We start from the raw sequence: 22462 nt of genomic DNA on the forward strand, positions 1-22462 counted from the left end.
AGGAGTATCAATAAGTAATATGTTGGGGGAGATGTAAATGAAAAAGAAGATACTGGCATTACTGCTCATTGGAATCATGATGGGAGTATTGACCGGCTGCTCGGGCTCCGATTCTAAATCTACTAGTAATGCGTCTGGCTCAGATAAAAAGACGTTATACTTCATCCCGATTGTAGATACAGGAGCATACTGGTCACCGATGAAAAAGGCAGCTGAGGAGCGGGCTAAGGAACTTGGCTATAATTTGGTATTTAAGACTTCACCTCCTAGTGAATCACAAAAAAATGAAAAACATATTGGATTTCTCCAGGAAGCTATAACGAGTAACGCTGTAGGAATTGCGATTGCGCCCATGGACCCGGATATGTTTGATCGGAAGGTGAAAGAAGCAAAGGATGCAGGAGTATCCATCGTTACTTTTGATGCAGATGTCAAAACAAAGGACAACCGAGCGGCTTATGTGGGAACCGATAACAAATTGGCTGGTGAAGAGTTGGGGAAAAAAGCTGCAGAATATTTAAAAGGAAAAGGAATTAAAAATGGTAAGATCGCTTTGGCAGCAGTAAATCTTACGCAAACAACTATGACATATCGGCAAGAAGGAATAAGAAAAGGGTTTGAGGGTGTAATGGGGGCGGATGCGCAAAGTTTTTCCTGGTTAGAACCCATCCAGGATAATGATCAAGCTTCTGAATCTAAAAGACAGTTAGAAGGGCAGATAACCTCTAATCCGGATTTAATTGCAGTATTTTCTCTAGGTTCCGAGGGGCCTGATACCGGGGTTATGGAAGCTATCAAATCACAAGGCAAGGCTGGGAAAATATATCACTTTGGTTTTGATTATACCCCTACTTGGGAAAATGGAATTAAAGAAGGATTGATTACAGGTATAGTAGACCAAGATTCCTACGCCATCGGTAAAACCATTATTGACGTAATGGACAAAATTATCAAGAAAGAGAAAATACAAGATAACTATCCAGTGGCGGTTAAATGGGTAGAAGCCAATCAAATAGTGGAGTATGGCAAAGATAAACAAAAACAATTTACGAATGAAACCAAGTAGTAAAAAGTAAAGGTGTGGTTTATAAGGGGCAAATCTTTGGTGATTATATATAGGTTGTGATGGAATCTATAAAAGAGGATACTACCTTAATCGGTGTGTATCCTCTTTCTTATGTTGCTGGCAGCTTTGATAATTGCCAGCTTCCAGTCCGTCTAGTTCCACTTTCAAAACAAGGGGACTGGGATGTTGTTTCAGGAAACAAAACAAGGGGACTGGGATGTTGTTTCAGGAAAGAAGAGGTGATAAAAATAGATTAAAATGTGAAAGTTGTGGCAAGAAATCAAGAGAAAAAGCAACAGCGGAATATAAGTCAGTATCAGGATCAAGGGATTATCATAAAAAAATGTTCCTCTGGCATTTGCATGGGCATATGATATTACGGATAATCGTGTCTGCCAGAATATACAACATTCCAGTTAAAATAACTTTTGATTTTCGGGGCGACTCTATCAAGCGTTCTTGAAGACACGCTAATGTAAAGGAAAGGATGATAGTATGTCGCAAAAGATTATGACGGTTTGCGGTCCGATCGCACCAGAACAGCTTGGTTTCACCTCTATGCATGAACATGTCCTTTCGGACTGCTCCATGTTTCGCAATCGAACTCGTAAATCCTGCTTTATCCCGAGTCGTCGCAACCTGAAGCTGGAAGATAAGCTAGTGCTGGAGAATCGTTCAGCCCTGCGTCATAACATAGTTTTATCTTTGGACAATATGAGGTTAGATGACAAGCAGATGATGACTGCCGAAGTCGGCGAATTTAAAGATCGTGGTGGCGATTCAATTGTTGAAGTTAGCGCACCTGGCATTCGCAGTTCGCCCAATGACCTTCTTGCCATTCGGCAGATAGCCGAACGTACGGGTGTTCATATTGTGGCTTCTACAGGTTTATATGCAGAATATACATGGCCAGCTTATTACCGTGATATGTCATTTGAACAGTTTGGTGCATTTTTGCGCCGCGAAATTGATCAAGGCGTTGGCGGAACTGGTATTTTTCCCGGCCATATTAAGGCGGCCTATGAGGTATACACTAAACAATTAGAAGACTATTTGCGCGCGGCAGCTTTCGTCTCCGGCGAAACGGGTTTGTCGCTGCAGGTTCACCTAGGACCTGATCTCACAAGGGACGAGGTGAGGCAGAATGTACTGCAGCCCCTATCTCGAGGTGGGTGTATTCCTGAAAGGACAATCTTGTGTCATGTCCAGCTGCTAATGGGCGTTCTTTCTATTGAACAACTTGTGAACAATCCTGGACATGTACCTTTTGATATCAGCCTGCACAGAGAGTTGCTTGATATGGGCTTTATACTTTCTTTCACTCCTTTTGGATTTGAGGCGGATGATGAGCCTTTGGGGATTGCTCATTATCCTGACTGGTATATTTTATCGGGGTTAGTGTCGTTGATCCGAGAGGGCTATGCAGGACAAATCGTTATCGGGAATGATGTATTTACTAAACTGGCTACACGTCGAGGTGGGGGTGAAGGTTATACGCGTCTCGCAGATTCTGTTGTACCATCATTAAAAAAATGCGGAGTGTCTGACAACGATATCAAAAAGATAATGGTAGAAAATCCAGCTCGTATTTTAGCCTTTTAAGGGTATAACTTATAAAAGCAAGGACCAGCTAACTTTGGTTAGCTGGTCTCATTTTTTATTCTGACTGTAATGGATAAAATTATCAGGATAGAAAAAATACAAGATAACTATCCAGTGGCGGTTAAGTGGGTAGGAGCCAATCAAATCCTAATCGGTGTGTATCCTCTCTCTCATATTGCTGGCAGCTTGGATAATTGCCAGCTTCCCAGTCCATCTATGGGTTTTCGAGGCATCTATTATATAGGTTCGTTTTAGGTTGTCATTCAACTAGAACTAGTGAAAAAATGGGTTTCTCAAATAGTCAATTCTTCCAGGGACTCTTACATTGACAAATCATACCGCTTGTTATACGATACAAGCGGTATGATAAAAAGTACATATGGATGGTATAGGTGCCCGTTAGGGCTTAATAGGGAAGTTCGGTTACATGCCGACGCGGTCCCGCCACTGTAATGAGGAGCATTCCCCTAGGTTTACCACTGAGATAAAATCTTGGGAAGGTTTGAGGAAGCGATGATTCTAAGTCAGGAGAACTGCCTATATAACAATCACCAATTGACCTGCGAGTGATGGGGAGGGGATTAAGTACAGATGTTAGTTGTATTTTTTCTGGCACATAAAGGCTGGAATTTTATAGAATGAGTCAGATTACTTAATGATAAGCTTCAATCTCCTGACCAATTGGTTAGGAGATTTTTATATGTATTCACTAACAGAAAGAAGAAATACGAGGAGTGGCTAATGATGAAAAAGGCTATTGTAGTTGTGAGTTTTGGTACAACCTATCAGGAAGGGTTACGACTAAATATTGAAAGTGTAGAAAATAAGATTAAAGCGAATTTTCCCGAATATGAAGTACGCAGAGCCTTTACATCTCGAATCGTTATCAAAAGGTTAGCAGCCAGAGATGGTATTCACATTGATACAGAAACAGAAGCAATCCAAAGGCTGGAAGATGAAGGATACAAAGAAGTATATGTTCAGCCATTGCATGTGGTTGGTGGCGAAGAATATGATAAGATCAAGAAAATCGTCGTTCAATACATTCATGGGCACCAAAAAGCATTTGACAAGATTGTAATCGGCCGTCCTTTGCTTTATTATACAGGGCAGGAAGACAGACCAGATGATTATGTAGAAGCCATTGAGGCTTTGACGGCACAATTGCCTAAAGTGGAAAGCAAAGAAGCCATTGTGTTTATGGGACATGGCGGCATACATCCTGCCAATACAGCCTATGCTGCATTGCAAATGAAAATCGAAGAAGCTGGACTGAATCATATATTTGTTTATACAGTAGAAGGTTTCCCGCCGCTAGAAAGTGTGATTGCAAAGTTAAAAAAGCGGGATATCAAGAAAGTAATATTGATGCCATTTATGCTGGTTGCTGGTGATCATGTCAATAATGACATGGCTGGTGATGATGAGGATTCTGCCAAATCCCAGCTAGTAAAGGCGGGTTTCACAGTGGATGTCTATCTCCATGGCTTAGGAGAAAATACGAAGATTCAAGATCTTTATGTGCAGCATCTTAAGGATGCTATGAGTCAAAAAGCCGGACATGGTATATGCAGGCATTGATATGTCGATAGCGAAATAGATAAAGGAGTAATAGCTAGATATTCTACAAAGTTGTTTCAAAGGGTTTTGAAAATAAGGGGGGAGGAATGGATATGGAAAACAGACATGGTTTAATTCTTGTTAACACAGGAAATGGCAAAGGAAAAACAACAGCAGCTTTAGGTCTTGGACTAAGGGCTTGGGGACAGGGATTCAAAGTGCTGATCATACAGTTTATTAAAGGCAGCTGGAAGTATGGCGAATTAAAAACGGCAGAGGCTTTGGGACCTAATTTTGTAATGCGTCAGATGGGGGAAGGTTTTGTTCGCAATGCGAATGAAGATGCTATGGCTGATCATCGTCATGCAGCTGAAGAAGCCTTGGCGATGGCGCGAAAAGAAATTGAATCAAACCAGTGGGATATGATTATTTTAGATGAAATTAACTATGCGATTAAGTTTGGCGTTCTATCTCTGGAAGCAGTATTAAAATTATTAGAGGACAAGCCCTCTGCATTGCATCTTGTGCTGACAGGGCGGGATGTACGTCCAGAAATTATTGATAAAGCGGATTTAGTGACGGAAATGAAAGAGATTAAACATCCCTATAAAAAAGGCATAAAAGCTCAAAAAGGGATAGAGTTTTAAAAAGAATTTGTTAATACTGATTCCTTGACAATTCTTTAAAGATATTATAAAGTGAATCTTATAATATGTAAAAAATTTCATATGGATGGTATAGGTGCCCTTTGGGGCTTAATAGGGAAGTCCGGTTTCATTCCGGCACGGTCCCGCCACTGTAATGAGGAGTGAACCCATGATATGCCACTGAGATAAAGGTCTTGGGAAGGTATGGGGGAGCAATGATTCTAAGTCAGGAGAACTGCCTATATAGCAATCACCGTTAGAACCTGCGAGAGATGGGGAGGGGATTTGTACGATAGTTTTTTTATTGTGCTTATTTTTCCCCGACGTATATATACGTCGGGATTACTATTTACTTTATGCTATTGTAAAATCTCTTGACCTTTTTGGGTTAAGAGATTTTTTTACGGGTTTTGTTGGAGAACTGCATAAATATTCTTTATATAAAAAAACAAAAATATAGGAGGAAAAGTGTGGGTAAGCAGATAAAGTTAAAACAAGCCAAGTTATGCGCCTGTGTACTGGGGAGTGCTCTATTATTACACATGCCAAATGTACAGGCTGCAGAGACAGAAGAACAAGAAGAGTATTCTTTTGACCAAATAGTGGTAACTGCCACTAAAACGCCAGTAAAAGTATTTGAAGCCAATGCGAATATGACGGTAATCACGCGAGATGAAATTGAAAAAAACCATTATCATGATTTGGTGGAAGTACTGCGAGATGTGCCAGGTGTCGCTGTGTATAATTATGGCGGTGGCGTAGGATACGAGCATTCTAATGGTTTAAGGATTAATGGAGCAAAAGAGATTGTCGTATTGATCGATGGAATAAAGATCAATGCTGCTACTAGCGGACCCTTTCCTTTTAGTGCCTATAGCTCTCTAGAAAATATTGAAAGAATAGAAGTACTAAAAGGATCTGCATCTGCATTGTACGGTTCCAATGCCAAAGGCGGCGTTATTAATATTATTACCCGCAAAGCGGAAAGTAATAGTACAACTCTAACTCTCACGGGAGGCAGTTATGGCAAAGAAAACTATTCGCTGCTGAATCAGGGAAAATCAGGAGATCTTAGTTGGGTTATAACGAGCCAGAAGGATATTCTAGGAGATTATAAAGATGGTCACGGTGTAAGGATTCCCCAACATCGAAATGGGGAAACTAACTCATTTAGGCTAACCCAAAATATCAACGATGACTCTGATGTAACATTGATGTATGATAACTACAAAGGGGATTACCGTTATGCAGATAGTGCTTATGGAATCGATAATCATAAAGCAGGCACTGCTGATAATTCTTCTTGGAAAATGATTTATAACAATAAGCTTTCGGAAAAAAGCCACAATCAATTATCTTTTCTCAGTGGTGACTACGATACAACCTATGATATAGGATCTACATGGGGCTCAACAACAACAACAGTTAAGACTATTGGAATTCAAGAGCAATTCACGCAAAAAATGGGTGATCGCCATATTTTTACTACGGGCTTTGATTTTAACCAAGATAAAGTAGTGAATATGAATGATATCAAACTGACAAATCGGGCTTTATACGCGCAAGATGAATGGAATATGACCAACCAATGGAAGTTAACCTCTGGTGTACGGTATGATAATCATTCTGATTTTGGCAGTCATACAACATCCCATATGAATCTTGGATATAAACAAAATGATAATACGAATTATTATCTTTCCTATAGTGAGTTTTTTATTGCTCCTACTCCAGTTCAACTATATGATGCTTATTACGGCAATCGAGACTTAAAACCAGAAGATGGACGGACGATTGAAGCTGGTGTGAATCATAAGTTTGATAATACATTAACGGGAACTTTTCATGTATTTCAAAGAAAGTCCAATCAAGTTGTTGCAGCATCTGCTGCTGATTGGAAATACTACAATATTAGTGAAGAGAAAGCTTATGGTTGGGATGTACAGTTAAACAAAAAATTCTCGAATCATGTTAGTGGTTTTGTTGGTTATACACAAACTACAGTTGAGTCACCAGGTAAGCAAGATAATGTAAGCGGGTACATACCAAAAGGTGCTTGGAATGTTGGTGTAAATTATCGTCAGGATCAATATGATGTTGCCTTGCTTGGTCATGGAATCATAGATCGAGTTGGTCCTACGCCAAGTAATGGATTACCTGCCTTACCTGCCACTACATATTGGGTATGGGATGTATCGATGAATTATAAAATCACGAAGCAAGCAAGGGCATTTATTAAAATTAATAACATATTTGATAAATATTATGCGGAGTTTTCTAATGTTGCTTACGGTAATAGTGGCAGTTCCTATACTCCAATTGCCGGAGACTGGTGGTCAAGTCCTGGTCGCAACTATCAAATTGGTATCCAATATCAGTTCTAGGTTATCATAAGAAGATGCTAATAGTAGCATCTTCTTCATAAATAAACAATAAAGGACTTATACTATGTTACAACTTGTGAATTTATCCAATTATGCATCTGATCTGGAGCTCATTTATAATAATCCCGTATGCTTAGAAGCTTTTTTGAATTATCATCATTTAGATGGTTTAGAAATGATGTTTTGTGATTCTTGGAATCCACGTGTCCATAAGAAGCAATGGATACAGGGGGTGCATCTGCGTTTTTGGCCGAACTGGCTGGATTTCTGGCGAGGAGACAAGACGGAACTGCTCAGGCAATTTGGCAGTGATGCAGAGATTGAAGCTTGTTACGGTGCTTTGACCCGTGAAGGCTGGCTAAATGTCTATCGTGAAAATCTTCGTATTGCTAAAATGGCAGGTGCCAAGTATGCCGTCTTTCATGTCAGTCAGACACGAATTCCAGAATTATTTCATTGGCAGTTTAGTTTCTCTGACCGACAAATCATTGAAGCTACGATTGAGGTGATTAATGAGCTGGCCCAGAGCATACCAGGGGATATGGAATTATTATTTGAAAACTTGTGGTGGCCAGGATTAACTTTAAAGGATAAAGAACTTACAGCGTTGTTACTTGATAGTGTAAAACATCCCAAGGCAGGGATTATGTTAGATATCGGCCATTTGATGAATACGAATCCAGAACTAAGGGATCAGGATGATGGTGTAGATTATGTACTGAAAATAGTTGATAACCTCGAAGAATATAAACATTATATTCATGGTGTGCATTTGCACCATTCCTTGTCCGGGAATTATATCAAACAGAGTAGAGGTACAGCTATGCCCCAAGACGATATTTTGGCAGCTGCCATGAGTCATGTGCTGCGCATTGATGAGCATTTACCCTTTAGTTCTCCATGTGTAAAGAAGATTATAAATTGTGTACAACCTACTTATGTAGTACATGAGTTTATGTATACATCGATAAATGATTGGTCCGAAAAAATCAGGATTCAGCAGGAAGCCTTGCAATATAAGGAGCGTTAATGGATGAAAAAATTGTCGTTTATTGCTTTACTCTTAAGTTGCTGCCTTCTGTTAGTAGTTGGCTGCAGCTCTAACCAACAGCAGGATGCACCTAAAACAGGAGGCTATGAAGTACAGGATTTCCAAGGTCATGTAATAAAACTTCCTCATAAACCCAGCCGAATTGTGTCCTTGTCCTTGGGGACAGATGAGATACTGGTAGACTTGGTTCCTTTGGAGCGCATTTTAGCTTTGACCTATTTGGCAGGTGACCCAGAAATATCCAACGTAAGTGAACAGGCTAAATTGGTATCCAAAAAGGTGAAGGCCAATCCGGAAGCAATTATCGCATTACAGCCAGACGTATTATTTATTGCTGATTGGCAGCCTATAGAATTAATTCAAACCATTCGTGACGCAGGAGTTCCTGTCTATGTATATAAAACACCGAGTACCATTGAAGACGTAAAACATGTGATTCGAGAAATTGCCCATGTTGTTGGAGAAGAGCAGATGGGACAGCGAATGGTAACCCAAATGGAGAATCAATTAGGAACGATTCAAAAATCACTAGAGAAAGTCAGTTCTAAGGAGCGAAAAACGGTAGTCCTTTTCTCTTTAATGGGAGGAATCGGAGGACAAGGCAGCTTATTTGATGATATCTGCCGATATGCAGGTGTCGTGAATGGGGCAAGTAAAGTAGGCATTGGTAAGAATGAAATGATGTCTAAAGAACAAATTATAGCTGCCAGTCCCGATGTTTTTATTATGCCAACGTGGAATTATAATGGTAAAACCAGTGTAGAGGAATTTAAAGCGGGAGTACGAGATGACCCCGCATTTCAAAGTCTTAGAGCAATCAAAGAGGAGCAGCTATTCACGATTCCCGATCGTCATTTAAGCTCTTCATCACAATATATTGTACAAGGAGTAACGGACGTTGCTAAGGCAGCTTATCCTCAATATAACCCATGAGAGAAACAATGCTAAAGAAGACACAAGGGAATCGGGCTAAAAAGGCTTGGAAGATTATGATAGTACTTAGTATAGTATTACTTGGTTTTATCGTATTTTCTATATCTTGGGGAACCATAACGGTGCCATGGGAAGATACACTAGCAATTATTGGACAGCATGTGCCCGTGATTAGCGGATATTTCCCCTCCGTTAATGCCGAATTTCAGGCTGTGGTGTGGAATATCCGTTTGCCCCGGGTACTTGTAGGGGTGTTAGTGGGAGCTGCATTAGGTGTATCGGGAGCCGTTATGCAGGGGGTATTTGGTAACCCTCTAGCTGATCCGGGAATTATTGGCGTTTCCAGTGGAGCATCTCTTGGAGCTGTTGCTGCCATTGCTCTTGGTCTAACGTCTTTTAGTATATTTATTATGCCGATGTTTGCGTTAGTGGGAGCCCTTGCCGCAGTGAGCGCAACGGTTTTTTTATCCATGTCACGGGGCAAAATTCTCGTGATGACCTTATTGTTGTCAGGAGTAGCCGTCAGTATGCTAATGGGGGCTTTAACATCTGGAATTTTGACTCTGATGAATGAATATCGGGTACGAGAATATTTATTTTGGGTGGTAGGGGGCTTAGATTATCGACGCTGGGAACATGTTTACCTGGCAGTTGGTCCAATTCTCATAGGTCTGATTGTTTTATGCTTGCTGGCACGGCATTTGAATGTTCTTGTACTAGGCGAACAAGAAGCTCGATCCGTAGGGGTGCCTGTAGTTGCATTGCGCCTGCTTTTATTATTTGTGGCTGCTGCTACTACGGCAATGGCAGTATGTGTGAGTGGTACCATTGGCTTTGTCGGTTTAATTGTACCTCATATTATGCGAATTATAGTTGGGCCGGAGCATCGCTGGCTGCTGCCAAGCAGTGCCTTAGCGGGTGCTTTGTTCTTAGTGTTCTGTGATACCTTAGGACGAATGATTTTTCCTCCTAATGAAATTCGTGTAGGTATTATGACAGCGTTACTGGGAGCCCCTTACTTCTTATATCTGCTGCGTAAAACGCAACAGTCTGGAGGAACCTCATGACACAGGAAATCATAACCGCCCATAATAGTAGTATTGTGCTTGGTGGAAAGAAAATTTTAGAGAATATTACCTGCAGCATAAGTGCTGGAGAATTTGTGGGGATTATTGGCCCCAATGGAGCAGGCAAAAGTACCTTGCTCCTTGCTTTGCGTGGTTTTCTGCCTTTAGCTGCGGGTGAGGTACAGTTATTAGGCCGTCCCATTACAACCTTGTCTGATAAGGAACTGGCTCGCCATATTGCCTATATGCAGCAGGAAGTAAATGTAGGTTTTGGTTATACGGCCTTAGAAGTGGTTTTAACTGGGCGTTATCCATATCTAAAATGGTGGCAGCATGAGCAGGCTGAGGATAAAGCAATAGTCCAGCAATATATGGAGTTTACAGGGGTGGAAGCATTAGCGGATAAACCGGTCCATTTGATGTCAGGCGGTGAGAAACAGCGTGTTTTATTGGCCAAAGTTCTGGCGCAAGAAACGCCGCTTATTTTTTTAGATGAGCCTACGGCTAGCCTGGATTTAGTCTATCAAGAAGAAATATTTCGTTATTGTCAATTGATCTCAAAGCAAGGTAAAACGGTATTGATAGTAGCGCATGATTTAAAATTGGCAGCTAAATTTTGCTCTCGGCTGCTGCTATTGGCAGACGGAAAAATGATTGCGGACGGCTCTCCTGAAAAGGTGATTACCAAAGAAAATTTACAAGCTGCTTATGGTTTGCATGCCGCTGTATTTATGAATAAAGTTACTGGTAATTTAGATATCCACACCTATGCTGCTGATGATGATAATCCCAATAAAGATACAAAGGTTCATATTATTTGCGGTGGGGGATCAGGGGAGAAAATTATTCGTTTGCTTTATGAAAGGGGGTATCGTCTGACCCTTGGTGTAATACAGCCAGGTGATGCGGATGCTAATGCAGCAGAAGCCTTTCATCTGCCATGCCTGCTGGGGCAGCCTTTTTCAAGCATTGATGAACTGTCGGCACAAGAGAATCGCAGGAAAATTAGCGCAGCCGATTGGGTAGTATTGTCAGATTTAACCTATGGGGAACAAAATATTGACAATTTACAAGCCGCTTTTATGGCTAAAAAATTAATTGTGATTGAGGATACACCGATTGAAGAACGGGATTTCCTTAATGGCCAAGCCAGTGATTTATATACAGAATTGGTAGAGATGCCTCAAGTTACCGTGATGACATTTCCGCGATTTATTACATTACTAGAGAAAAATTGAAAGTTTTTCAAGAAGGAGTGATAAAACAATATGGATTTTTTATTACAATGCATCAGTTTATTTTATAAGGGTGGTCCGGTCATGTATGTGATCGCGGCGTGTTCTTTTGTTGTAGTGGCAATTTCAGTGGAGCGGTTTATCTATTTTCGTCAGATGTCTACAGATGCTCAGCTATTTATTAATAAGCTGCAGCCTTTATTGGAAAGAATGAAAATTGCTGAGGCGCAGCAATTATGTGAACATACGCCAGCGGTAATCGGGCGCTTAGCGGCAGAAGGGTTAGAGGCTTATCAAAAGGAGAGTAACCTGGAAGTAATTATGGAAGGAACAGCCGCTTTATCAGCAGCCAGATTGAGAGAATACTTGAATTATCTAAGTTCCATTGTTACCTTATCCCCTTTGTTAGGATTATTAGGAACCGTAATCGGTATGATTAATTCCTTTAGCGTTTTCAATGTGAAAAATGGTCAGCCTATGGCTATCACTGGCGGAATTGGCGAAGCCTTAGTAGCGACGGCTACTGGTTTAATGGTAGCGATTATGGCGTTAGTTGTGCACACCTATTTTACCCACCGCTTAGATCAATTGATTACGGATATGGAACAAGTCTATACTCTCATCATAACTCGACTGGCGGGCAATAAAAAAACTCGGAGGGAAAATCATGAAATTGCGTAGCTTACGCATTGAGAAACAACCAGAATTAATGATTATTCCCATGATTGATATTATCTTTTTTTTATTAGTTTTTTTTATGATGAGTACGCTATATATGGTGGAGCAGCATACTATTCCTATCAATTTGCCGCAAGTTGCGGCTGTACAGCAGGAACTGTCCCAGAATATTAATATTACTATTTTACAAAATGGTAATATCATGTTTGATCAAGAGGAAATTCCTTTTTCCTTGTTGCAAAAACGGATTAGTATCGGGCTGGCAAAACAACCAGAAAATATATTTGTTGTACGAGCAGATAAACAAGCAGAGTATGGTCAGGTAGTGGCAGTATTAGATGAACTCAAAATGTCAGGGGCACATAGGGTGGCTGTGGCTACTGATCGGAAAGGAAGATAGAGCGCATGACATACCGACCACGTTGGCGTAAGGCCATTGGCATTTCTGTAATTTTTCATATATTATTTTTGGGTGTTATCGGTTGTCTGGCTGGCAAGGTTGTTACATCCATAGAAGCGGAACCTTACATTGAATTAGAATTACTTACGGATGCGTCTATAGAAGATTCAGGATCAGATGATACATTGCCAATTTCCCAGAGCGCACCTAGTGCTGCTCCTAACCAGACTATGCAAGTCAGGGCGAGTAAAGCCGCTTCGTCTGCTACCTCTGAGGTAGTGGCTGTGGCCAATGAGCTGGTGATGGAGGCAGTTGAGGCAGTAGCCTCATCCCAGTCTACAAGTAGTAATGAGTCGACTGGAGACTTTTCCGCTAGCAGCGATGCAGTTGGGAATAATGGGAGGAGCGGTAGCAGTGGCACTAATACTGGTTCTAATAGTGGGGGAAATGGCGGACGAAAAGGTAAGATTGTTCGGCCACAGATCTTATCTAAGGTAGATCCTGTTTATCCTGAAGGAGCGCGGACAGCTGGTTTGACAGGTACCGTAGTGATAAAAATTCAAATTTTGGCGAATGGATTACCTGGAGACGTAAGTATCAATACGACATCAGGACATGATATATTAGATGCTGCAGTGGTAGCAGCGGTTCAAAAATGGCGATTTGTGCCGGCTAAGGACCCAGAGAGCGGCGCCAGTATTATGTGTTATACAAACATGCCAGTCACTTTTCGTTTTAAGTAGGTAGACAGTAGAAAAGTAGGGGACTTGTTGTAATTTTATAGAGTAGATTACATTTTCAAAAATTAGATTTGTGATATAGTATAAGTAAGAAGCTAGTTTAGGATAATTTAGTAGGAGTTGAATCATGAATTACCAATTTGCGGGAAAAGTGGCGATGATTACTGGCGGTACTTCTGGTATTGGTTTGGAGGCTGCTCGCCAATTGCTGTCCCAAGGAGCTAAGACAGCCTTAATTGGACGTCAAAGGGAAAAAGGGCAAATGGCGTTACTCGAGTTAGCATCCTATGCTGATAATGTATGTTTTATACAAGGTGATGTCAGTTCTGTGAGTCAATGCCAAGAAGTAGTAGAAAAAACTGCAGCCCAGTTCGGCGGTCTGGATATTGTTATCAATGCTGCTGGTATATATATGGAAAAAATCATTGGTGAAGTTACGGAAGATGAGTTTGATCACATCATGAATATCAATATAAAAGGTACCTATTTTATTTGTAAATCTGCTTTGCCTTATTTGCGGCAGAGGGGTGGTGGAGCTATTATTAACGTGTCTTCTGATGCAGGGATTAATGGTAATTGTTTATGTACTGCCTATTGCGCTTCAAAGGGAGCGGTGACGACCTTTACAAAGGCATTGTCCTTAGAAAGTATTCACTATGGTGTCCGTGCTAATTGCGTATGCCCTGGTGATGTGGATACGCCTATGCTTAAACAGCAATTAGCAGAGGTAAACAATCCAGAGGAATATTTACGAGACATGGCATCGATGTATCCAATAGGGCGAATTGCCAAAGTTCATGAGGTGGCTCATGTAATCTGCTTTCTGGCATCGGATCAGGCATCCTTTGTTAACGGTGCAGTGTGGACAGTGGATGGCGGCTTAACTGCGTGTTAGATTGGTGCTGATATAACAAGATCGTTAAAATAAAAAAAAGAGTATAGAATATTACCAAGTATGTCCTTGACAAGAAAAAGTATTTATAATACTCTAAATAAGAGTGGACAGCAAAATTTCATATGGATGGTATAGGTGCCCTTTGGGGCTTAATAGGGAAGTCCGGTTAAATTCCGGCGCGGTCCCGCCACTGTAATGAGGAGTAACCCCATAATTATGCCACTGAGATTAAACTTGGGAAGGCTTGGGGAAGCAATGATTCAGAGTCAGGAGAACTGCCTATACAGCAATCACCGTTAAAACCTGCGAGAGATGGGGAGGAGATTCGTACAGTTATACTGTTGTATATTACACATGATAGTGACGTGTTTATATGATGGCAGGCTACTATAATTGTATTTATTGAAATCTTCCGTTATGTGTGACGGAAGATTTTTTGCGCTAGTAACGATGATTGTCCAGTAGGATTGTAGCTGAATTGGCTTTCATGCCAATTTTCTAATTTTTCAGAGTGCTGGTCAAGATTATTGGATAATGGTAAAATTAAGAGTGCAAATTCTCGTTTTACTCAGTTATCGTTATATGTACTTGTATATGTTGTACCACAAATTATAGTTAAGGAGGCCATTATGGCAGGAATTTTTTACGGTGTTGGTGTAGGGCCAGGAGACCCAGAGCTGCTCACATTAAAAGCAGTGGAGGTGATAAGAAACGCGGATGTGGTAATTGCCCCTAAAACAGAAAAAAAAGAAGGTAGTACAGCACTATCGATTGCTCATCCGTACTTGAAAACAGATGTTGAGATATTGAGGTTGGTTTTCCCGATGGTAAATGATGCTGCTACGCTAGCCAATGCATGGGAAAACAATAAAAATAGTATTCTGGCAGAACTGCAGGCTGGGAAAAAAGTTGTGTTTTTAACATTGGGTGATCCTATGTTTTATAGCACTTATATGTATGTATATCGTTTGTTAAAGGATTCTGGTTATGCTATTGAAACCATACCTGGGGTTCCGGCTTTTTGTGCGATTGGCAGTCAATTAGGTCAGCCGCTGGCAGAAGGAAATGATATACTTAGCATTATTCCGGCGACGATGTCAGAAGAAGAGTTAGATGCTATATTGGGAGTCGTCGATAATGTTGTATTAATGAAAGTTTACAAAAATTTTGGACAGGTTATAGCGAAGTTGAAAGAGCATGGTTTTGGTGAAAATTCTGTTATGATTAGTCGCTGTGGTTTGCCTGATGAACAAATTAGTTATAATTTGGATGAAGTGGATCCAACAAGTGTTAATTATTTGTCTACAATCTTGGCTAAAAAACGTAAGCTTGGTTAAGTGCAATATGATTACCCCAAAGACCTAGCACATAGAAAACTGAGTGGGGAGTTGTAGAAATGAAAATGAATTTTTTATATAAAATCGCTATGAGTTTTGCATTAAGTGTTTCCTTATTACTGGGTGCTAGTGCATTTGGCTTATCAAATGCAAGTGCGCAAGAGGTACCAAAAAGTCAAAAAGCCATCGTTGTGGTAAGCTTCGGTACTACTTTTGCAGAAGCTCGTCAATTAAATATTGAGAGTGTAGAAAAACGTATTGCCCAAGCCTTTCCTGAATATGATGTATATAGAGCTTTTACTTCCAAAATTGTTATGAAACGTTTGGCGGAAAATAGCAACATTCATGTGAATGATTTGGAAACCGTATTAAACAAATTAAAAAAAGATGGCTATAAAGAAGTTATTATACAAACAACTCATCTGACACCAGGTGAAGAGTATGATAAAAAAGTTGTGGCTACTGTAGAAAAGTTCAATGGAGCCTTTGATACCCTTTCTATAGGTCGTCCGGTATTATTCTTTCATGGTGAAAATGGTAAACCCAATGATTTCACCATTGCTGTAAATGCTCTTAAAAAACAACTTCCTGCATTGCAATTGCAAGGTAAAACTGTGGTATTTATGGGACATGGTTCACCACATCAACATAATCCAGCTTACCAAGCCTTACAAGAGCAATTTGATGCAGCTGGCTTACATGTGATTATCGGTGTAGTAGAAGAAACGGATCATCCTAATCTTCAAGATGTTGAAAAATTACTAAAAGAAAGAAATATTAAAAAAATTACCTTGATGCCACTCATGTTAGTTGCTGGTGATCATGCCAATAACGATATGGCTGGGGATGAAAAAGATTCTTGGAAGAATACGTTCCTTGCAGACGGATATCAAGTGGAAACCTATGTTCATGGTTTAGGTGAAAACACTGGAATCCAAGATATTTATGTACAGCATGTACGTGATGTCATTAAAGGTTTAAAATAAAAGTTAAGACAGTATTAAGAGGGGATGCCGGATCAAGTATATCCGGCCTTTCCCATTTGTTATATGTGTGGAAGGAGAGCGAGTCGTGAAAGGGAAATTGACATATTTAGTCTGTATGCTAAGTATAATGAGTGTAATCTTGGTAGGATGTGCTTCTTCAACTCAAGAAAAATCAACAACAAAATCTTCAGATCATTATCTGCAAATGACGGATGATGCAGGGCGCAATGTAGTATTGGAGCAAAAACCACAACGCATTGTTGTGTTATCCACCTCTTTCTTAGATGTATTATATGGGGTCGGTGGCAAAGCCGTAGGAAGACCAAGCTCTAAAACACCTCAGACCTTTCCCGCTCAGCATGAGATTCCAGAAGTAGGCTTTATTTATAATGTAAATGTTGAGCAAGTATTAACCCTTCAGCCAGATTTAATAATTGGTTTTCAGGGAATTCACGATAAATTAATTCCAACATTTGAAAGCAGTAAGGTTCCAGTGATGATATTGAAAATGAGAACCTATGATGATATTTTAGCGAAAGTCAAGTTATTTGGGGAGATTGCAGGCACGCAAGATCAGGCCGAAAAACTGCTTGCTGCTATGCAAGCCAAAATCAATGAGGTAACAGCTAAGTTGCCAAATCAAAGTAAAAAAGTGATTATATTGCACGCCACCGCCAAAAATGTTACTGTAGAGCTTGAGCATAGCATTGCAGGAAATGTGGCTGCTATCCTGAAACTCAAAAACATTGCGGCAGGTAGTACGCCAATCGCTGGTGATAGTGAAACGACTCCTTATAGTTTAGAGAAACTAGTAGAAGGAGACGCAGATGCTATTTTGGTTGTTACCATGGGTAATATGGCTGAAATTGAAAAAAGAATGAAAGCTGATATTGAAAGCAATCCGGCTTGGAGTGGTTTACGTGCAGTAAAAACAGGACAAGTATTTTTTCTGCCTGCAGAATTATTCCAACTCAATCCTGGTATTCGTTTTCATGAATCAGTAGAATATATGGCAAAAGTAATGTATCCTGAGGTTTATGGAAATGTTAAATAAGAAGATTTTCTCATGTAGAGGTACACGTGATCGGAGTGAATGGAGAGCATTTATTTTGGTGATATTCCTATTACTTGCTCTAGGGGGGATTGCCCTCAGTTTGAGTGTAGGAGCACTGTCCATTAGTCTGAATGAAATTATAACGGCTATTTTTTCTGATAATCCGGGGGCAAATCGACAAGTGATTTGGAACATCCGATTGCCAAGAACCTTAGTAGGCGCATTAGTAGGTGTTAATTTGTCCTTAGCTGGAGCGATTTTGCAAGGCGTTATGAAAAATCCCTTGGCTGACCCTCATATTATTGGGGTGTCATCAGGAGCTGGTTTAGCTGGCGTAAGCATTATGGTGCTGTTCCCTCATAAAGAATATTTAGTGACTCCCTTTGCCTTTTTTGGCGCTATGATAGCGGCTATTTTTATTTATATATTGGCTTGGAAAGGCGGCATTCGGCCAGTACGTATTATTTTAGCAGGGGTAGCTGTATCGGCCTTTTTGAATTCAGCTATTTCTGCATTATTAGTATTTTACAGTGATCGGGTTCATGGAGCATTGATGTGGATGGTGGGGGGATTGTCAGCTCGCAGCTGGCCTCACCTTGAGATTATTTTGCCCTATACGATGATTGGTGGAATCTTAGCTATATTGGGTGCCAGGCGGCTTAATATCTTAAATCTTGGAGATGAAATTGCCCGAGGGTTAGGTCTAAGTGTGGAAGTATCCCGCATTGCACTGACAGCAGTGGCAGCATTAATGGCGGCAAGTGCTGTTAGTGTTGTTGGTCTGTTGGGCTTTGTAGGATTGATTGTACCCCATGCAGCACGCTTGTTGGTCGGCTCGGATTATCGCTATCTTCTTCCAGCCTCTGCCTTATTGGGAGTCGCGGTTGTTACATTAAGCGATACCTTGGCTAGAGTGGCATTTGCTCCAATCGAAATTCCTGTAGGGATTATTATGGCCTTTGTCGGTGCGCCATTCTTTCTCTACCTGCTAAGGAGGGATGCATAATGTCCATTATGAAAGCAGAAGCATTATCTGTGAATTTTGATGATAAAATGGTCTTGAAAGATCTTTCCCTGGCAATTGAGGAAGGGAAAATTATTTCGATTTTAGGTCCTAATGGATCAGGTAAAAGTACCTTATTGAATGTCTTATCACGGAATATAAAACCTAATAAAGGGATTGTCTATTTAGACGGTCAGAATTTAGCTCAGCTTACCGGAAAAAAGCTCGCGCAGCAAATGGCTGTCTTGCCTCAATCTCCTCAGGCTCCCAGTGATTTAACAGTAAGGGATCTAGTCGAATTTGGGCGATTTCCCCATCAAAGCTGGTGGAGAGGAAAGTCAGAGCAAGATGAGGCTTGTGTTAGTTGGGCTTTGACGCAGACAGGTCTTACACAAATGGCTGATCGAGTGGTGAGTACTCTTTCTGGCGGTGAACGTCAGCGGGTATGGATAGCCATGGCTTTAGCACAAAAGCCAGAAATCCTATTATTGGATGAACCTACTACTTATCTTGATATTTGCCATCAGCTAGAAATCATGGAATTGTTAGCTGCTTTTAATCATGAGCATAAACTTACTGTTGTGATGGTGCTGCATGACATCAATCATGCTGCCAGATATTCAGACTATGTTGCCGTCTTGCAGCAAGGACAAATTTTTGCAGCGGGTAAACCCGCGGATGTCATTACGGAGCATACTCTGCGAGAAGTATTTAAGGTTGAAAGCGAAATCTCCTTTGATTCATCCGGTAAACCAATGGTAATGATCCGGGGGCTGACGTCAAGAAATTAATAATTAAGAATAGAAATAGATTTTTAAATAGGAGAAGTAGGGGATAGCAGATGATTCACATTGAGAATTTTAGTAAGAAATTTGGTGAACGCACCGCTGTAGATAATCTATCTTTAAAAATTGCCAAAGGAGAGATATTTGGCTTATTAGGACCAAATGGTGCAGGGAAAACAACTACCATTCGCGTACTAACCATGCTAACACGACCGACAGCAGGCAAGATTGTTATTGATGGCCGTGAGGCTTCTCATCAGGAACAGCACATTAAATCTGTCATTGGTGTAGTCCCTCAGCATTTTAATTTAGACAGTGATTTAACACCCTGGGAAAATCTTGAGCTTCATGGAAGACTTCACCATATGATGCCCCAGGTGCGTAACCAACGGATTGAAGAATTATTAAAGTTTGTAGAACTGGAAGATCGAGCTCATGAGATGGTGCAGAAATTTTCTGGCGGCATGAAGCGGCGCTTAATGATTGCCAGAGCGTTATTGCATCAGCCCAAAGTACTTTTCTTAGATGAACCCACAGTAGGGCTTGATCCGCAAGTACGCCGTCGTCTTTGGGATCTAATACGCCACTTGAAGAATGAGGGACTTACTGTTTTGTTGACCACTCATTATATTGAAGAGGCTGAAAATTTATGCCAGCGGGTTGCGATTATGGAAAAAGGGAGATTAATTGCCATAGATACTCCCATGGCATTGTGCCAGCGACTTGGCTCCTATGCAGTGGAATGGGCAGATGAAGAAGGCACAAAAACAAAATTCTTCGCTGATCGCAATGAGGCATCCACCTTTGCTGCTACATTAGTAACAACGACTACCCTGCGTCAGACAAACTTAGAAGATGCATTTGTAGAATTGACTGGGCGGAAGGTGGCAGGATAATGTTATATGATATTTGGACAGTCTTTTGGCGAGATTGGCTAGTGCTAAAAAGACGCATTGGCCGCTTTATTTTGTCTCGAATGGTCTCACCTATATTATATCTGGTGGCCTTTGGCTGGGGATTAGGACGGAGCATTCAGGTCAATCAAGGCAGTTATTTAGATTTTATTGTACCTGGCATTATTGCCTTGAATTCGATGAATATCAGTTTTAATTCAGTGGGGAGTCCTCTCAATATGAGTAGGGTATATCATAAAACATTGGAAGAATATTTAATTGCTCCCATATCTTCTATATCTTTTGTAATTGGTAAAGTCGTATCAGGTGCGTTACGCGGCTTATTATCATCTTTAATTATTATCCTGTTAGCATTTGCCTTTGGGGCACACGCGCTGATGAATATTTGGTTTGCAATCGCATTGGTGCTAAACTGCCTGGTCTTTGCTTCTATGGGACTTGTGGCTGCGATGGTGATGAATACTCATGAAGATATGGCTAATTTTAATACCTATGTATTATTGCCTATGTCTTTCTTATGTGCTACGTTTTTTATTCCGGACCATCTGCCGACAGTGTTACGCTGGCTGATTGAATTTCTGCCACTGACCCATGCCAGTCATGCCTTACGGGCGATTGTTTCTGGCGGGGAGACTCCTGTTTTCTCCCTGCTCATCATGGCAGCATACATTGCTGCTTTTTGTGGAATCGGCGTATGGCTGATGGAAAAAGTACGGGAGTAGACGTTGAATAAAAGTCGAGACTTTTTAAACCGCAGAGGCGCAGAGAACACAGAGAAAAGTATTAGAAATACCTCTCTATTGTGTTCTCTGCGCCTCTGCGGTTCATTTTTTATCTTTTAAAATTTTCATCGGAGGAAGACAGTTTCATGGCGGCACGTACCATTGTCTCTGTTCCGTAAGCTAATGCTTTCTCATCGATATCAAATTTAGGATGATGCTGAGGATAGATAATACCTTTATCTTTATTACCTGTACCAATAAAGATAAAGGCCCCGGGGACTTTATCCAGATAAACGGAGAAATCTTCACCACCCATTACTGGATCGATAGTTAAGGTATTTTCTGCGCCAAGGGTTTCGACACTCGCATTTGCAAATACTTCTGCAATTTGGGGATTATTGATGACAGGGGGGAAGCCCAGGTTTTTGTCAATCTGGAAGGTAGCGCCTGCTGCTAGGCAGATACCGCTGACAATTTGCTCCATACGGTCAAAAACGATTTTCTTGATATCCATTGTAAAGGAACGTACGGTGCCAATCAGAGTAGCTGTATCAGGAATGATGTTAAAGGTATCGCCTGACTTAAAGGAACCGATCGATAAGACTGCTTGTTCCAAGGGATCAATATTGCGGCTTATAATGGTATGTAACGCTGTTACGACTTGCGCGCCTACTAAGAGAGCATCTACGGTTTGATGGGGCATCGACCCATGACCGCCTCTGCCTTTTATAGTAATGGTAAACGAATCAGGCGAAGCCATCATGCGGTTATAGCTAATGCCGCTGGTTCCGGCAGAAAGACTTTGCCAAAGATGAGTTCCAATAATAGCATCAACATCTGCAAGAGCGCCTTCTTCCACCATGAGAGCTGCACCCCCGGGGAAACATTCTTCACTAGGCTGAAATAAGAAAATGATTGTACCAGCTAAACGATCCTTTAATTCTACTAATGTCTTGGCTACGCCAATCAGCATGGCCGTATGACCATCGTGACCGCAAGCATGACATACTCCTGGGTTTTGCGATTGATAGGGCTTGCCGCACTCATCTTGCAGTTCTAGTGCATCGATATCAGCCCGGATTGCAATGGTCTTGCCAGGAAGAGCCCCTTGAAGCTTGGCAATTACTCCTGTTCCTGCGATTTTGCGCGGCGTAAGTCCTAAGGCTGATAATTCCTCCAGAATCCTTTGTTGTGTATTAAATTCCTGGGTACTGAGTTCAGGGTATGTGTGAAAATGACGTCGTAAGGAAACAATAGAATCATAATGTTTTTCAACGAGATTTTTAATAATTTGCAAAATGAAATCCTCCTATTCGTAGGATACAAGTATCTGTAATGAAAAGATATGATGTTACAATATCTATCATTATATACTTGTGAAGTGTAAAATAAAAGATGAAAAA

22 protein-coding genes and 3 riboswitches are annotated in these 22462 nt (G+C 40.8%); of the genes, 21 read left to right on the plus strand and 1 reads right to left on the minus strand.

Translation table 11 applies throughout. From position 1 onward, the window contains the following. The first annotated feature begins 37 nt into the window (after positions 1-37). The 21 genes from LMF89_RS11405 to LMF89_RS11505 all read left to right on the plus strand — a co-directional run bounded on the left by LMF89_RS11405 (position 38) and on the right by LMF89_RS11505 (position 21059). Complete coding sequence (locus tag LMF89_RS11405; RefSeq protein WP_229535183.1) at positions 38-1066, plus strand: sugar ABC transporter substrate-binding protein; 1029 nt, start codon at positions 38-40, stop codon at positions 1064-1066. Positions 1067-1283: 217 nt separating this feature from the next. After that, the gene (locus LMF89_RS11410) at positions 1284-1529 is read left to right on the plus strand and encodes a hypothetical protein (RefSeq protein WP_229535184.1); all 246 of its coding nucleotides are present in this window, start codon (positions 1284-1286) and stop codon (positions 1527-1529) included. Positions 1530-1576: 47 nt separating this feature from the next. Then, positions 1577-2668, plus strand: coding sequence for a phosphotriesterase family protein (locus LMF89_RS11415; protein WP_229535185.1), 1092 nt, complete (start codon positions 1577-1579; stop codon positions 2666-2668). 373 nt (positions 2669-3041) lie between these two features. Beyond that, a riboswitch (cobalamin riboswitch) is annotated at positions 3042-3223 on the plus strand. A gap of 186 nt (positions 3224-3409) precedes the next feature. Next, entirely contained in the window at positions 3410-4249 is an 840-nt protein-coding gene (locus LMF89_RS11420; protein ID WP_229535186.1) for a sirohydrochlorin cobaltochelatase, read from the plus strand. Positions 4250-4341: 92 nt separating this feature from the next. Continuing rightward, positions 4342-4875, plus strand: a complete 534-nt coding sequence (gene cobO / locus LMF89_RS11425; protein WP_229535187.1) for a cob(I)yrinic acid a,c-diamide adenosyltransferase — start codon at positions 4342-4344, stop codon at positions 4873-4875. A gap of 75 nt (positions 4876-4950) precedes the next feature. After that, a riboswitch (cobalamin riboswitch) is annotated at positions 4951-5132 on the plus strand. A 213-nt stretch (positions 5133-5345) separates the two neighbouring features. Then, positions 5346-7259: a TonB-dependent receptor plug domain-containing protein gene (locus LMF89_RS11430; protein WP_229535188.1), complete on the plus strand. Its 1914-nt coding sequence runs from the start codon at positions 5346-5348 to the stop codon at positions 7257-7259. A 64-nt stretch (positions 7260-7323) separates the two neighbouring features. Continuing rightward, positions 7324-8289: a TIM barrel protein gene (locus LMF89_RS11435; protein ID WP_229535189.1), complete on the plus strand. Its 966-nt coding sequence runs from the start codon at positions 7324-7326 to the stop codon at positions 8287-8289. Between the two features lie 3 nt (positions 8290-8292). Then, entirely contained in the window at positions 8293-9243 is a 951-nt protein-coding gene (locus tag LMF89_RS11440) for an ABC transporter substrate-binding protein (protein ID WP_229535190.1), read from the plus strand. Next, the gene (locus LMF89_RS11445; protein ID WP_229535191.1) at positions 9240-10310 is read left to right on the plus strand and encodes a FecCD family ABC transporter permease; all 1071 of its coding nucleotides are present in this window, start codon (positions 9240-9242) and stop codon (positions 10308-10310) included. Before LMF89_RS11440 ends, LMF89_RS11445 begins: the two co-directional genes overlap by 4 nt. Further along, the gene (locus LMF89_RS11450; RefSeq protein ID WP_229535192.1) at positions 10307-11548 is read left to right on the plus strand and encodes an ABC transporter ATP-binding protein; all 1242 of its coding nucleotides are present in this window, start codon (positions 10307-10309) and stop codon (positions 11546-11548) included. Before LMF89_RS11445 ends, LMF89_RS11450 begins: the two co-directional genes overlap by 4 nt. 30 nt (positions 11549-11578) lie before the next feature. Further along, complete coding sequence (locus LMF89_RS11455; protein WP_229535193.1) at positions 11579-12226, plus strand: MotA/TolQ/ExbB proton channel family protein; 648 nt, start codon at positions 11579-11581, stop codon at positions 12224-12226. Then, positions 12213-12623 (plus strand): ExbD/TolR family protein, encoded by a 411-nt coding sequence (locus LMF89_RS11460; RefSeq protein WP_229535194.1) that lies wholly within the window; start codon positions 12213-12215, stop codon positions 12621-12623. The genes LMF89_RS11455 and LMF89_RS11460 overlap by 14 nt, the downstream gene beginning before the upstream one ends. A 5-nt stretch (positions 12624-12628) precedes the next feature. Beyond that, positions 12629-13366 (plus strand): energy transducer TonB, encoded by a 738-nt coding sequence (locus tag LMF89_RS11465; RefSeq protein WP_229535195.1) that lies wholly within the window; start codon positions 12629-12631, stop codon positions 13364-13366. A gap of 124 nt (positions 13367-13490) precedes the next feature. Beyond that, entirely contained in the window at positions 13491-14258 is a 768-nt protein-coding gene (locus LMF89_RS11470) for an SDR family NAD(P)-dependent oxidoreductase (protein ID WP_229535196.1), read from the plus strand. Between the two features lie 116 nt (positions 14259-14374). Continuing rightward, positions 14375-14555, plus strand: a riboswitch (cobalamin riboswitch). Between the two features lie 332 nt (positions 14556-14887). Beyond that, positions 14888-15595, plus strand: a complete 708-nt coding sequence (gene cobI / locus LMF89_RS11475; RefSeq protein ID WP_229535197.1) for a precorrin-2 C(20)-methyltransferase — start codon at positions 14888-14890, stop codon at positions 15593-15595. A gap of 59 nt (positions 15596-15654) precedes the next feature. After that, complete coding sequence (locus LMF89_RS11480; RefSeq protein ID WP_229535198.1) at positions 15655-16581, plus strand: sirohydrochlorin cobaltochelatase; 927 nt, start codon at positions 15655-15657, stop codon at positions 16579-16581. A gap of 85 nt (positions 16582-16666) precedes the next feature. Then, positions 16667-17635, plus strand: coding sequence for an ABC transporter substrate-binding protein (locus LMF89_RS11485; protein ID WP_229535199.1), 969 nt, complete (start codon positions 16667-16669; stop codon positions 17633-17635). Next, positions 17625-18641 (plus strand): FecCD family ABC transporter permease, encoded by a 1017-nt coding sequence (locus tag LMF89_RS11490; RefSeq protein ID WP_229535200.1) that lies wholly within the window; start codon positions 17625-17627, stop codon positions 18639-18641. Before LMF89_RS11485 ends, LMF89_RS11490 begins: the two co-directional genes overlap by 11 nt. After that, on the plus strand, positions 18641-19429 hold the full coding sequence (locus tag LMF89_RS11495) for an ABC transporter ATP-binding protein (RefSeq protein ID WP_229535201.1): 789 nt from the start codon (positions 18641-18643) through the stop codon (positions 19427-19429). The genes LMF89_RS11490 and LMF89_RS11495 overlap by 1 nt, the downstream gene beginning before the upstream one ends. 50 nt (positions 19430-19479) lie before the next feature. Then, complete coding sequence (locus LMF89_RS11500) at positions 19480-20319, plus strand: ABC transporter ATP-binding protein (protein WP_229535202.1); 840 nt, start codon at positions 19480-19482, stop codon at positions 20317-20319. Continuing rightward, positions 20319-21059 carry an ABC transporter permease gene (locus LMF89_RS11505; protein WP_229535203.1) on the plus strand — a complete coding sequence of 247 codons (741 nt, stop codon included), beginning with the start codon at positions 20319-20321 and terminating at the stop codon, positions 21057-21059. Before LMF89_RS11500 ends, LMF89_RS11505 begins: the two co-directional genes overlap by 1 nt. Positions 21060-21168: 109 nt before the next feature. Here the strand turns inward: LMF89_RS11505 and LMF89_RS11510 are convergent, their stop codons facing one another. Beyond that, complete coding sequence (locus LMF89_RS11510) at positions 21169-22356, minus strand: M20 metallopeptidase family protein (RefSeq protein ID WP_229535204.1); 1188 nt, start codon at positions 22354-22356, stop codon at positions 21169-21171. Positions 22357-22462: the final 106 nt, after the last annotated feature.

It is taken from the genome of Pelosinus baikalensis, from assembly GCF_020819555.1.
Classification (GTDB): domain Bacteria; phylum Bacillota; class Negativicutes; order DSM-13327; family DSM-13327; genus Pelosinus; species Pelosinus baikalensis.